The 13,530-nt window shown below is 47.6% G+C and carries 10 protein-coding genes; 3 read left to right on the plus strand and 7 right to left on the minus strand.

What is annotated here, in order from left to right; translation table 11 throughout:
* Positions 1–69: 69 nt before the first annotated feature.
* Positions 70–1,023 (minus strand): nucleoside hydrolase, encoded by a 954-nt coding sequence (locus NST38_RS28550; protein ID WP_017691781.1) that lies wholly within the window; start codon positions 1,021–1,023, stop codon positions 70–72.
* 269 nt (positions 1,024–1,292) lie between these two features.
* Entirely contained in the window at positions 1,293–3,524 is a 2,232-nt protein-coding gene (locus NST38_RS28555; protein ID WP_076253711.1) for an MMPL family transporter, read from the minus strand.
* 178 nt (positions 3,525–3,702) lie between these two features.
* On the opposite strand from NST38_RS28555, the gene NST38_RS28560 reads away from it, so the two are divergent.
* Complete coding sequence (locus NST38_RS28560) at positions 3,703–4,329, plus strand: TetR/AcrR family transcriptional regulator (RefSeq protein ID WP_076253712.1); 627 nt, start codon at positions 3,703–3,705, stop codon at positions 4,327–4,329.
* A gap of 2 nt (positions 4,330–4,331) precedes the next feature.
* On the opposite strand, the gene pdxR is transcribed toward NST38_RS28560, so the two are convergent.
* Positions 4,332–5,798, minus strand: a complete 1,467-nt coding sequence (gene pdxR, locus NST38_RS28565; RefSeq protein ID WP_306068785.1) for a MocR-like pyridoxine biosynthesis transcription factor PdxR — start codon at positions 5,796–5,798, stop codon at positions 4,332–4,334.
* Positions 5,799–5,955: 157 nt separating this feature from the next.
* Here pdxR and NST38_RS28570 point away from each other — a divergent pair, with 157 nt between their 5' ends.
* Positions 5,956–6,546, plus strand: a complete 591-nt coding sequence (locus NST38_RS28570) for a GNAT family N-acetyltransferase (protein ID WP_076253713.1) — start codon at positions 5,956–5,958, stop codon at positions 6,544–6,546.
* Positions 6,547–6,586: 40 nt separating this feature from the next.
* Here the strand turns inward: NST38_RS28570 and NST38_RS28575 are convergent, their stop codons facing one another.
* Positions 6,587–7,483, minus strand: coding sequence for a diacylglycerol/lipid kinase family protein (locus NST38_RS28575; RefSeq protein ID WP_076253714.1), 897 nt, complete (start codon positions 7,481–7,483; stop codon positions 6,587–6,589).
* A 547-nt stretch (positions 7,484–8,030) separates the two neighbouring features.
* Between NST38_RS28575 and NST38_RS28580 the strand changes: the two genes are divergently transcribed.
* Positions 8,031–8,624, plus strand: coding sequence for a hypothetical protein (locus NST38_RS28580; RefSeq protein ID WP_076253715.1), 594 nt, complete (start codon positions 8,031–8,033; stop codon positions 8,622–8,624).
* A gap of 656 nt (positions 8,625–9,280) precedes the next feature.
* On the opposite strand, the gene NST38_RS28585 is transcribed toward NST38_RS28580, so the two are convergent.
* Genes NST38_RS28585 through NST38_RS28595 form a run of 3 tightly spaced genes read right to left on the minus strand, consistent with a single transcriptional unit; the run spans position 9,281 to position 13,421 of the window.
* Entirely contained in the window at positions 9,281–11,158 is a 1,878-nt protein-coding gene (locus NST38_RS28585) for an ABC transporter ATP-binding protein (protein WP_076253716.1), read from the minus strand.
* Entirely contained in the window at positions 11,155–12,882 is a 1,728-nt protein-coding gene (locus tag NST38_RS28590) for an ABC transporter ATP-binding protein (protein ID WP_076253717.1), read from the minus strand. The genes NST38_RS28585 and NST38_RS28590 overlap by 4 nt, the downstream gene beginning before the upstream one ends.
* The gene (locus tag NST38_RS28595; RefSeq protein ID WP_036612904.1) at positions 12,879–13,421 is read right to left on the minus strand and encodes a MarR family winged helix-turn-helix transcriptional regulator; all 543 of its coding nucleotides are present in this window, start codon (positions 13,419–13,421) and stop codon (positions 12,879–12,881) included. Before NST38_RS28595 ends, NST38_RS28590 begins: the two co-directional genes overlap by 4 nt.
* Between the last annotated feature and the right edge of the window lie 109 nt (positions 13,422–13,530).

A 13,530-nucleotide genomic window follows, 5' to 3' on the forward strand; every position in this document is an offset into this window, starting at 1 on the left:
CCCAGACCACTGCCTGCGGCTTTATTTTTTGTTGTCCTTTAATGTTGGCAAGCCTTACAGCTGCCTGAATTAGTAGCGCTGCGGAGCAGCTTTTTTACCCAAATCCGTCATGTACGTAAAGAACGCTTCCGGATCGGTATCATACACCAGTTGTACTGGACGTCCGTCTGCTTGCTCCACCGTGCGGCCTTGGCTAGGACCATCCGGGATGACAATACAGTTTACGGTTTTTTTCTTCACGATGTCCTCGCGTCCAACGGAAGCCGTTGTCAGCACATCCCACAGATAGTATGTGGAATTCGTCTCACTGTACACCAGTGGCGGACAACCTGCGTAACAGTTACCCAGGAAGTCAACGCCTTCGAAGCGACGCTCTGCTGCCCAGCGGTTACGAACGGCTGGAGTCAGAGGTACTTTGTTCGTGCTTTCCAGTGCAACCAGATCGATCTGGATACCACTCTGCCATACACGGTAAGCCGCTTCCGGGTCCCAGAATACGTTCCACTCTGCTGTGCCATCATGCTCAGGTTCTTCTACGTTACCACGCTCAAATGTACCGCCCATCCATACCAGCTTGTCGATTTTCTCTTCAATGTCTGGTGCTTCGTCCAGTGCACGCGCAAGGTCTGTCAGTGGGCCTGTGAACAGGAGCAACGTTTTGCCTTCGGTATTGCGCACTTTCTCGATCAGATGCTGGTGTGCCGGAACGGCAGAGAGTGGTGCTTCCATTTTGCCGGACTCGTTCAGTACAGGAAGTGCATCTACATAGAAGGAATGCAGTCTCCACGCCGCAGGAAATGGATTTTTCCCTCTGGAGTTGGATTTGGATACCTCTACGGAATATGTACCGAAACGATCGATAATTTTACGGCTGGCATCTGTTGCTGGCTCCAGATATCCGTCTGCCGGAATAACCGATACGCCGGTTACATGTACATTGTCCATTTGCAGAAGCATGAACAGCGATACGAGGTCATCCACGCCGCCGTCATGGTTAAAATACACATTAAGTTGGTTCGTCATGCTTGCTTTCATCCTTCCCCTGGTTGTCCCATTGATGTTGATCATCCGTCTGCCCAAGGCCGACGCTCTCTCTATTATGTCCCATAACCCTTGGTTACGTAAACCTTCCCCATACAAAGAAAACAAGGATCACGCCTCATCCTGCGGATATTTTACAGTTCCACCATTCCATCTCAGGAGGACAACTGGTAGAGGTCATCATCGTTCGGAAAATAAAGAAATGGACAGCAGGCTTGAAGCCCCGCCGTCCATCTCACCCAATCCATGCATTACATGGACTGGTTTTGTTTCTCCTCATTCTTCTCTGCAATCGGAACATACTTGCCTGGCCAGAAGGCCCATTTACCCAGCAATGCGGTGATCGCCGGTACCATGAACGGGCGAACCAGGAAGGTATCCAGCATCACACCAACGGCTGTGATTATACCAAACTGCACCAACACCTGAATTGGCAATGTAGCAAGTACCGCAAACGTTCCTGCCAAGATCAGACCTGCAGATGTAATAACAGAGCTTGTCTCGCCAACACCTTCTCTGATCGCTTGACGAAGCGGCATCGTTTTGCGTTTCTGCCAGATGCTAGAGATCATGAAGATGTTGTAGTCTTCCCCCAGTGCCACGAGGAATACGAAGGAATACAGCGGAATCGCTCCCTGAATGGCATCTGCGCCAAGTCCGTAGTGAATGATGATCCAACCCAGACCCAGTGCAGAGAAATACGACAGAACAACAGTTGCAATCAGGTATGCTGTGGCTACGATTGAACGCAAGTACAACAGTAGTAACAATGTAATCATGCCGATGACCACCGGAATAATGATCTTGGCATCCCGTTCTCCGGTTACTTCAATGTCATACTGTTCAGCCGTCTGACCATCAATCCAGACTTGACTGTCCACATTAGCTACACCAGCATCTTGAAGCGCCTGTTCCGCAGTAGCCCGCAGATCTGGAATATGCTGCATTGCCTCCATGGAATATGGATTCAGATTAAATTCCACATCAAAGGCGGTAATGTTGGCATTCTCGGCACCCTGCTGAGCATCGCCTACTTTACTAATGTAATCCAGCGATTCGAGACGTTGCTTCAGATCAGTTTCTTTGCCTTCGGCATCAACGATCACTTTGACTGGAGCCAGCTCACCTTGGGAGAACTGTTCGCCGATGACCGTGAAACCTTCGCGGGAAGGCACATCCTCGGGGAAGGAAGACAACAGATCATACGTGAATTTAACCTGAGTAGAGAATGCCGCCAGTCCTCCCAGCAATACCAACGTAATTGCAAGAACGGTCCATGGCTTTGTTATTACAACACGGCCAATCCAGCTTTCCTTCACTTTGCGCGGGGCAGGAGCCGGTTTGCCTTTTTTCTTAGCACGCTCCACTTCCATCTCATGTGTACGTGGTACGAACGGATAGAATGAACCCCGACCGAAGATCGCCAGAAGCGCCGGAACCAGCGTCAGACTTGCAATAAACATAATAAAGATGGACAGACTGAATGGTACGGCAAAGCGATGATATGCACCATATTCAGCCAGCAACAGCACGAGCAGTGCTGCAACGACTGTGAATCCACTCATGGCAATGGCGCCAGATGATCCGGTGATTGCCTGGAAAATGGCTTTCTTTTTGTCCGGCTCATGATAGAGAATCTGGCGGTATCTGGAGATCATAAACAGACAGTAATCCGTTCCTGCTCCAAATAACAATACAGTCATGATGGAGATCGACTGTGCGTCCACCGTAATCCAGCCCTGATCTGCCATGAATCCCAGAATGGGGCTTGTCACCATATACGCGAATCCAACCGCAATGATCGGGATAATTGCCAGTACAGGCGAGCGGTAGATCAACAGCAACAGTACTAATACCAATACAACCGTAGCGATCAGCAAGGATACATCGGCGGAGGAGAATAGCCCGCTCGCATCAATGGATATCCCTACTGGCCCTGTCACACGGGCAATCAGTGTATTTGCATCATCTATGGCTACATCGAACGGATTTGCCCCGAAGATATCTTGTGTTTTTTGCTCAAGTGCTTCAATAGCTTCCTTCAATTGTTCCGAATCGGCACCTTCATTGAAGAAAAGTGGCATAACCAAGGTACTTCCGTCTTCCGAAAGCTGGCCTTTCAATGCCTGTGGAGGTAATTGATAGAGTGGCACAACGGACTGTTGTTGTTCTACCGGATCTTGATCCAGTCGCTCCGTTAATGCCTGAATGTTCTGAATCTGTTCATCTGTCAGACCGCCGGCTTGACGCCATACGATCAGCGCGGGCAGTCCTTCACCACCAGGGAATTCCTTCTCGGCAAGTGCAGCTGCCTGAACCGATGGTTTGGATTCACTCAGATCCTGTGCGTTATTGGTTTCACGATCACCTACAGCAGGCCATACCATGCCAAGCACAACGGCGATAATGATCCATACCAACAGCGTAATCCATTTGCTTCGTTTGCCGGCAACCCAGCGGCCGTAACCCGAACCTTCCTGCATTGTCTCTTCATCTCCCTATTCTGTTTCTATGAAGCCCTAATATATATGATGGTGTAGTAATGAACCACGGGTCATAGTATAATCGAGTTAATTATATATACCGGAAGGTTAATTTTGCAATGCCTAATTTTGTGAACACTTCTAACAAGCAATTAAATACGTAAAGAGGTATGTACTTATGAGCAAAAAAACAAACATTCCCCGTTCACCGGGTAGACCCAAAACAGCTGTGGATCAAGCATCTGTTCAAACCAACATATTGATGACCGCGTCACGTCTGTTTATGGAATACGGGTATGAACCCGTCTCTCTCCAGCAGATCGCTTCGTTATGTAATGTGACCAAAGCATCAATCTATTATCATTTCACCAGCAAAGCCGACCTGTTCACCGTTGCCATCACCCGCATGATGGCGATGGGCATGCAGCAGACTTCGCTCCGTCTGGATGAACCTGGTACGTTGCAAGAACGACTGGTTAAGGTTGCCGAAGCCAAGATGCAGCATTCCCATATTGAAACGGAGACCATGATGCGAGAAGCCGAGAAACATCTGGACACGGAGCAGCTCGCTCAGATTCGGGAAGCAGAGCTTCGCATATTTGAAGTACTAGCTACCCATTTTCAGAAGGAGATGGATAATGGTTATTTGCGGGTCGGGAACCCTATGCTGCTTGCCCATGCATTTACGTCACTGCTGATGCTCGCGAACCGCGAAGATGTACGCAACATGAATGGCGGCAGCATCGAGGAACTTGCGCAGGAACTGGTGGCGCTGTTTCTGGATGGAGCGGTTAAACGGAACTGATGCTAGCTCCAGATTCTAGCCAATGCGGCAATACCCGGGTCAATGCGTTCCAGCTCTATTCCGGCAAAACCGATAATGAACTCTCTTTTGCCGTCTGCTGGTCTGCTCCCGTTCGCCCACAAATATTCAGTTGAACTGATCTGTATCCCTGCCTCTATCGCTGCGGTTACCAATTCTGTGGCTGACTGTTTGGTTACCATTCGCAATACCAGATGGAATCCGGAATGTTGACCCCTTATTTCAACCCGATCTCCAAAATGCATCTGAATGGCCTGAACGATCAGGTCATGCTTTCGTTTGTAGACATTACGCATTTTACGGATATGCTTGCCCAGTTCTCCTTCACGCATGAACATCTCCAATGTTCGCTGATGGAGTCGGGAGGCTGATTGCTCGAATAGAACATTCTTATACATTTCGCGAAAATCATCCATTAATTCTCTCGGAAGCACCATGTAATGGATACAAAGAGCAGGTGCGAGCACCTGCGAGAAACCACCCATATAGATTACGCGACTTCTCTCGCGTAGCCCCTGCATTGATGGGATTGGTCTTCCATGATACCGGAACTCTCCATCGTAATCATCCTCGATAATGTATGCCTTTGTTCGTTCCGCCCATTCGAGCAACGCCAATCTGCGAGTGATCGGCATGGTCATACCTAGTGGAAATTGGTGAGAGGGTGACACACCCGCCAATTTTACCCCGGCCTGTTCCAGCTCCGTTAAGTTTATGCCATCAGGATCCAGAGAGATCGGGACAACCCGATAACCATAATTGCGGAATGTACCAGGTAACAGTCGGTATCCAGGATTCTCTACACCGATGGAATGCGTTGATTCTCCTTTGTGAAGAAGGGTCTGTGCTAATAGAGACATTAGCAGATGCTGTTCAGCACCCACAACAATCTGCTCTGGAGAACAGCTGACTCCCCTGAACTGCGCAAGATAGACAGCAATCTCACATCGTAGTCCCCATTCTCCCTGAGGGTCTCCATAGAACAACAACTCCTTCGCTTCTTCCCGCCAGATTCGATTAACATATTGGTGCCACTTGGCAATTGGAAACAGGCTGAAATCATTGCGTGACATATGAAAATCATATTGAACTGCTCGGGCAGGGCGTATTGCCTGATGGTCTGACCACGTCTTTTGGGCCACGGGAGCTTGTCCGGCTGTCTGTTTATCTGTTTGCCCAATCTGCATGGCATGATCGCTGTCCACCATGGCACGAACATGATAGCCACGACGTGGCTGACTGTATATATATCCTTCGGCGATCAATTGCTGATAGGCCCATTCCACCGGAGTAGTGCTTATTCCAAGCATCTCGGCAAGTTTTCGCACCGAAGGCAATCGGCTATGTTCAGCCCAATCCCCGTGAATGATTTCCCTTTTGATATGATCCGAGAGCTGTACATAGATTGGCGCACTATCGTTCTCGTCTAGCTTCGGTAATGTAATCATCATGATGCACCTCATCTGTCCTGCAAAATTAATTAAAACTGTATATTTGGAAGTATACAGTATTGGGATATACTCATGTCATCATCAATGTGTAACGCCAACTTTAAGAGGCAGGGCCATCTCGATCAGTCCCGCCTTGAACCTATAGGAGGAACAACTAATGTCACATTCAAAACCTTCCCCACGTATCCCACGTCTGCTGGAAACGTCACGCATATATCTGCGTCCCTTCGAGATTACAGATGTGGATGCATACTTCCCCGGTCTGTTTGACGCCGAGATGCGTAGGCTGACGGGAACACAGAACAGTTTCACACGCGCTCAGGTCGAAAGTTATGTTGAGAGCGCTGCACAAGATGACACCAGACTCATGCTACTTATTGCTTTACAGGAAAATGACCAGATCATCGGAGATGTCGTCCTGATGGACATGCATGCCAAGAATCGCAGTGCACATATCCGGGCTGCCATCGATCAGGCGGAGCATCAAGGAAAAGGTTACGGTAGCGAGGCGTTGTTACTTATGCTGGACTACGGCTTCGGAATCTGTAACCTGCATCGAATCGAGCTTGAGGTGTACGCCTTCAACGAACGAGCCATTCGCACGTATGAGAAGCTTGGATTCCAGCGCGAGGGTGTGAAGCGGGATGTCTTGTTCTACAATCATGAATACCATGATGCCATTCAGATGAGCATGCTTGAGGATGAGTTCAGGCAACGTGATATGAGAGATCAGCCAGGGAATGTTTAAGTTTTCGATCAACTAAAATCAAACTAAAAAACCGGGGGATTTAATAACCCTCCCCGGTTAGAAACTTCAGATGACCCGTCAGCACCGACAGCTCGGCGGGTGTCTTCATATACAATTCGCCGTCCGTGTCAGCTGACATCGGCGCATCCGTCTTCACTTTTAACGTAGATGCCTTGAAGTATGAAATACTCTCACTCTGAGGTTGCCATTCTCCCTCTGGCTTGTGCGACAGAATCTCTCGCAGCAGCGGAATGCCTGTCTCATGAATAATGAGCACGTCCAGTTCGCCATCCTGCAACGCATCCGGTGCAAAGGGCAATGCATTTGTTCCCAGAAAACGGCCATTGGCTGCATAGATCATCACCGCTTCGCCTTCCATCTCTTTCCCATCCGCCTCCAGTTGGTAACGAAACGGCTCTGTATGACTAATTGTCTGTAAAGTGCTGATAAAATAACTGAGCTTCCCCAGCGCGCCTTTCAGATTCTCGTTAATATTCTGCGATGCATCACTGATCAAGCCAATGCCAAAAAAGTTCGTGAACACCCGATCATTAGCTCGTCCAACATCAATAGATACCACCCGACCTGCCAGCATTTCTTGTGCCGCAATCTCTGCATCCGGTGAAATCCCGAGCGAACGCGCAAAGTCATTACAGGTGCCTCCAGGCAATATACCAATCAACGGAGGATGTTGCAGATCGGCCAGTCCATTCACGCATTCATGCACCGTGCCATCCCCACCCAGGATAAACACCACATTGAATTGCTCCCCGCGTTCACGACACAACTTCTCTCCTTCACCAGCTTCATCCGTACGCACAATGACGAGTTCATGGACAGCGGGAGCCAGCACACCAGCCACAAGGCCCACTGTATTCTCACGACTGGCCTTGCCCGAATGATGATGATGAATTAACAACGCTTTGTTAAACTCCATCCCTCTTCCTCCATTCCAATGCTTGTTAACCTTTACCCACAAAGGTTGAAGCCGTAAACAAGCCCTTCGCTACGCACTCATCATGATTCCAAATAGGTTTCCCAATCAGGTATGCATCCTACTCCTCATTCATTCGTAATAGCTATATAAGTTCAACTTAAGAATATTCACACATGCCACTCCGATGCCAGAATAACCTTCCGATCGCTGTTATCCCCAGATTTTTCTGATTTACTTTTACAAAGGTGAAAATCTGGTGATAAGCGTATGCTTCCGATGTAGCTTTCTTTCAGAAAGCTTTTAGGCCAACACTTCGCTTCTTCAGGTTATTTCTGTCCTCTACGTTCTCGTGTAAATGTATAGTTAAACTTAAATAGATAACCCTTTTATCTAACTAGCCAATTCCTTTTTTAACCAGATGTATGCATGAGAAAAAGGGTTTCTCGGCACCTTAATGTCATAAGGTTGCAAATTTTGCTGGTGAGAACCCATTCAAATTGAGTCAAAACGGTTATATCTATACCATATACGAATGGAGGGATTCCCTATGATTCCGGCAACGTTGGAACAGTTGGAGCAAGTTCGCAAGGAATGCCGTACCATGGTTCGCAAAAGAGCTACCGCTTCTGCCGGTACAACACTCGTTCCGCTACCCGGTACAGACGTACTGGCTGATGTGGGGATGCTGATGCAGCTGTTGCCTGCCATTAACAATAAATTCGGATTATCACAGAAACAGTTGGACGGCATGGACCCCGAGACCAAATCCATGATCTATGGATTCGTGATGTCCATCGGAAGCAAAGTCATTGGTCGTATGATCACCAAGGAATTGGTTGTCCAGGTTCTGAAAAGAGTCGGTGTACGCGTAGCCACCAAATCGGTCGCCAAATTTGTTCCTTTTGCAGGACAGGGATTGGCTGCCGCACTCAGCTTCACAGCCATGCGCTATGTAGGTAACAAACATGTGGATGACTGTTATGAGGTTGTCAAACGCATGATTGAGCAGCGCGAATTAATCCCGGGCGAACCCGCTCCGTCTGCGCTGGAGGAAGCTAACAGCGACGACGTGAAGGCAGAAGTAAGGTCGGTCTCTAGCAATGACACTGATGAACCTGCGAACGATTATAAGGATCAGTAAAATGCGGGTCATGCTATGCCCAAACTGAGGCTTACAAAGTATCTTATGACTAATCTGGATGTCCCACTCGGTGAGCTTATGCTCGTATGCTTGTATCTAGATTGATGTACAATGAATTCAAAATATAAATAAACGGGACAAAGCAGTGTAGTTACACCGCTTCGTCCCGTTTTTATTTTTGCACGCATGGCATATGTAAGACAATTATGACTAAGGTTTATTAGAATATTTTAACGAACTCAGCACACTCTAATAGGCACAATTCCACAATACCGGCGTTCTAACGAATCATAGACACTTTATTTCCGCATTCTGCAGTTTATTTTACCGCTTTGTGTTGCTTATCAGAGAAATAACATGTCTCAAGTTCGTTAGAATTGGGAGTGCTTGATAATCCTCCATATAAGGTGTCTACGATTCGTTAGCATGGACGAAGGATGACCCCTCATCCTGTCTGCACCTCACGCAAACAACTGAAAGGCTGACGAGCACCACAACCCAATTACTATGCCAACGTTCCTTCATATCTTATAGATCCATCGTATCCAAACGAATCCAATCTGCTCCACATTAGAATCGACTCCTCTGGATACACGACAAATAGCCGGGAGCACCCCTAAGAGTGCTCCCGGCTATTCTAGTTAGTTACAGTGTAATCAGATCGCCTGCGGTTGTTGCTCCGCAAACTGACTATTGTACAGATCGGCGTAGAAGCCCTGACTTGCCATCAATTCATCATGATTACCCTGTTCAATCACGTTACCATGATCCATAACCAGGATCAGATCAGCGCCGCGAATGGTAGACAAACGGTGTGCAATGACAAAGCTCGTGCGATCCTTCATCAGATCATTCATTGCTTTCTGGATAAATACTTCGGTCCGTGTATCCACGCTACTTGTCGCTTCATCCAGAATGAGGATGGCCGGGTTCGCCAGAATTGCTCTTGCAATGGTGAGCAACTGTTTCTGCCCTTGAGAGATGTTCGACGCCTCTTCATTCAGCACCGTATCATAACCATCAGGCAGTGTACGGATAAAGTGATCCGCATGTGCCGCAACGGCTGCCTTAATTACATCGTCTTCCGTAGAACCTTCTCGACCATAGGCGATGTTGTCCCGAATCGTTCCGTTGAACAACCAGGTATCCTGAAGCACCATGCCGAACAGACTGCGCAACTTGCCACGCTCCATGTCCTTAATGTCGGCACCGTCAATCGTAATCCGACCATCCTGAATTTCGTAGAAACGCATTAACAGGTTGATCAGGGTGGTTTTACCGGCTCCCGTTGGTCCAACAATGGCTACCGTCTGTCCCGGTTTTACATCAATATTCATGTTATGAATGAGCAGTTCATTTTCTTTATATCCAAAATTAACACCTTGGAATGCAACCGCACCTTTAGGCTGCTGTAATTGTACGGGTTGTTTGGACTCCGGAACTTCTTCCTCTTCATCCAGCAACTCGAATACCCGTTCTGCCGAAGCAATCGTTGATTGAATAATATTCGAGATATTTGCAATCTGGTTAATCGGTTGTGTAAATTGACGGGAATATTGTGTGAAGGCCAGAATATCCCCAATAGAGATAGAACCACGTGTAACGAAGATCCCACCGACCACACAGATCAGTACATAACCCAAGTTACCCACAAAACTCATGAGCGGCATAATAATACCGGAGATAAACTGAGCTTTCCAGCCAGATTCATACAATTCTTCATTGACCTTCTCAAATTGCTGTACGGATTGTTCTTCGCGTCCAAATGCTTTGACGACCTTGTGTCCCGTGTACATCTCTTCGACATGACCATTCAGTTCCCCAAGGGATTTCTGTTGACCCGCAAAGTGTTTTTGCGAACGAGATGCAACCAGCATGACAACAACTACACTGAGTGGCAACGTCAAAATCGTGATCAGCGTCATCCATGGACTAATCGTCAGCATCATGATAATTACGCCGACAATTGTGACGATGGACGTAATGAACTGTGCCAAACTTTGCTGAAGTGTATTACTGATATTGTCCACGTCATTCGTGGCACGGCTAAGTGTCTCCCCAGTTGTGCGGGAGTCAAAATATTTCAAAGGAAGACGTCCAACCTTCGCACTGATCTGCTCACGCATGTCATACACAACACGTTGGGCCACACCGGCCATCAGGTATTGCTGAACATACATAAATGCAGCACTGAACAGATAGAGTCCGCCAAGCAGGTATAATACTTTTATCAATGCAGGAAAATCAATCCCGGCTCCCTGTACACCCTGAAGGATGGCAATGGCGCCTTTACTGAGAATATCCGTTCCTTCGGCCATAACTTTTGGACTGATGATGCTGAATACGGTACTCAAAATGGCTGCAACCAGCACACCTAGCAGACGAGAACTATGGGGCTGGAGATAACGAATCAAGCGACGCAGTGTGCCTTTGAAATCTTTTGCTTTCTCAGCGGGAGGTCGCATGCCCATTCCGGGACCTGGACCCGGCCCACCATGGGGACGAGGCGACTTACGTTCTGTACGTTCACTCATGCGATCTCCTCCTCTGTCAGCTGGGAGGATACAATCTCGCGATACACTTCATTGTGCTCCAGCAGCTCTTTATGTGTTCCTGAACCGACAATTCGGCCCTCATCCATAACCAGAATGCGATCAGCATCCATTACTGTACTTACGCGTTGCGCAACAATCAGCACAGCCGCTTCTGTCGTTTCGGACTTCAGCGCAGCACGAAGTTTAGCATCCGTTTTGAAATCGAGAGCAGAGAAACTGTCATCAAAGATATAAACTTCCGGACGGCGAACAAGTGCGCGAGCGATGGACAGACGTTGCTTTTGTCCACCAGATACGTTGTTACCACCTTGAGCGATAAGGCTGTCATATCCCTCTTTCATCTCGGTAATGAAGTTCTCCGCCTGAGCTGTACGGGCCGCATGAACAACTTCATCCATTGTGGCATCATCTTTCCCGTGACGAATATTCTCCGTAATCGTACCCGTAAAGAGGACTGCTTTTTGTGGTACAAAGCCAATTTTGGCACGCAGATCTTCCTGCCGAATTTCACGCACATCCGTACCATTTACCCGAACACTGCCTTCGGTCACATCATAAAATCGTGGAATAAGGCTGAGCAATGTCGATTTCCCAGAACCCGTACCACCGATAATGGCTGTTGTCTCACCTGAGCGAGCTGTGAAGGAGATATCGGACAAAGCTGGATTCTCTGCGCCCGGATAACGGAAAGTTACATTGTCAAACTCAATCATACCCTGCATGGATTTCATACCACGAGGCTGCTCGGGATTGCTAAGATCCGGCTGCATATCAAGCACTTCGTTAATCCGTTCTGCCGATGCTGAAGCTCTTGGAATCATGACAAAGATCATCGAAACCATAATAAGTGAGAACATGATCTGCATTGCATATTGGATGAAGGCAATCAATGCACCGATGTTCATATTACCAGTGTCGATCCGCATTCCACCAAAATAAAGGATGGCAATCATCGAAAAGTTCATAACCAGCATCATCACAGGCATGATGGTCGCCATGAGCACATTAACTTTGATCGATGAATCTCTCAGTTCTGTATTGGCCCCGTTAAAGCGCACTTTCTCATGCTCCCCACGGTTAAAGGAACGAACAACCCGAATCCCTGTTAACTGCTCACGCAGCACCAGGTTGAGTCGGTCCAGCTTTTTCTGAATGGTTTTGAACAAAGGTAAACCCTTGGCACCAATCAGCGCAATAGCTCCACCGAGTACCGGAAGCACGACCAGGAAAATCGTAGATAATTTGGCGTCCTGAGATACCGCCATGAAGATACCCCCGATACACATGAGCGGAGCCATAATCATCATGCGCAGCATCATTGTAAGTACATTCTGTACCTGTGTGATGTCATTCGTCGTTCGCGTAATCAGCGAAGCAGTACCCATCTTATCGAACTCTTGGAGAGAGAAGTTCTCCACATGGCGGAATACTCTGCTACGCAGTTGTTTGGCAAATCCACCCGCTGTTCGAGATGAGAGATAACTGGCAATCACCGAACACGCTGTTCCGCCAATCGCGATGACCAACATCCATCCACCAATCTGCCAGATATACGGGATATCCCCTTTAATGATGCCGTCATTCACAATATCTGCCATTAACGTAGGCAGGTACAATTCAGCAAGCGACTGAAACAGTACCAACACCAGAATAAAAATAATCGGAATTTGGTATGGCTTCAGCATGCGAAACAGTTTCATCATGGCTTATCATCTCCTCTTGTCGAATCATCCTTTTGCAAGGAAGTTAATGTATCAAAAAAGGTGTATACCTTGGTCAACAACTCAGCCAGCTGAGTACTGTCTTGCTCACCCAAATGCTCAACTAACTTATTGAATATTTCCATGCGTTCTTGGTGAGCAGCCCGAATAATTTCACGACCTGCTTCAGTAATCGTGATGCGGACAGCACGGCGATCCTCCGGGTCCATCGTCCGTTTGACCAGCCCCTCATCTTCAAGGCCACGAATAACAGGTGTAATGGTCGGTGACTTCACTCGTAGCAATGCGCTGATTTCCGAGACTTTCATCCCGGGGTGATTGGATTCGATCGTGTCATTGAAATCAGGCGGATTGTCCTGCCAGTTCAATTGTTCTCCCGGATGCATCCCGTGGAGTAAACAACCCAGCACCATAATTTCATTGTGATTGCGCCCATGAGGTTTATGTTGCCTCCATTTGCCTTTATTAAACTGCATAATGGAGTACAAAAGCTTCTGAGCGACCGGATCTATACCAGTCATAATGGGTCCCTCCTTCTTTCTTTATCATTCCATAGACATCCAACATCATAGGACATCTATTAAATAGTAATACAATTAAATAGATGCACAATTAATTAGGTGTACTAAG

This window comes from Paenibacillus sp. FSL H8-0104 (assembly GCF_038050215.1).
GTDB lineage: Bacteria > Bacillota > Bacilli > Paenibacillales > Paenibacillaceae > Paenibacillus > Paenibacillus amylolyticus.

What these genes read in the sequence shown, in the direction of transcription:
- NST38_RS28575 (WP_076253714.1), bottom strand. Translation starts at nt 7,483, where the DNA reads ATGGAGTTTAACAAAGCGTTGTTAATTCATCATCATCATTCGGGCAAG.
- NST38_RS28580 (WP_076253715.1), top strand. Translation starts at nt 8,031, where the DNA reads ATGATTCCGGCAACGTTGGAACAGTTGGAGCAAGTTCGCAAGGAATGC.
- NST38_RS28560 (WP_076253712.1), top strand. Translation starts at nt 3,703, where the DNA reads ATGAGCAAAAAAACAAACATTCCCCGTTCACCGGGTAGACCCAAAACA.
- NST38_RS28585 (WP_076253716.1), bottom strand. Translation starts at nt 11,158, where the DNA reads ATGAGTGAACGTACAGAACGTAAGTCGCCTCGTCCCCATGGTGGGCCG.
- NST38_RS28550 (WP_017691781.1), bottom strand. Translation starts at nt 1,023, where the DNA reads ATGACGAACCAACTTAATGTGTATTTTAACCATGACGGCGGCGTGGAT.
- NST38_RS28555 (WP_076253711.1), bottom strand. Translation starts at nt 3,524, where the DNA reads ATGCAGGAAGGTTCGGGTTACGGCCGCTGGGTTGCCGGCAAACGAAGC.
- NST38_RS28590 (WP_076253717.1), bottom strand. Translation starts at nt 12,882, where the DNA reads ATGATGAAACTGTTTCGCATGCTGAAGCCATACCAAATTCCGATTATT.
- NST38_RS28570 (WP_076253713.1), top strand. Translation starts at nt 5,956, where the DNA reads ATGTCACATTCAAAACCTTCCCCACGTATCCCACGTCTGCTGGAAACG.
- NST38_RS28595 (WP_036612904.1), bottom strand. Translation starts at nt 13,421, where the DNA reads ATGACTGGTATAGATCCGGTCGCTCAGAAGCTTTTGTACTCCATTATG.
- pdxR (WP_306068785.1), bottom strand. Translation starts at nt 5,798, where the DNA reads ATGATGATTACATTACCGAAGCTAGACGAGAACGATAGTGCGCCAATC.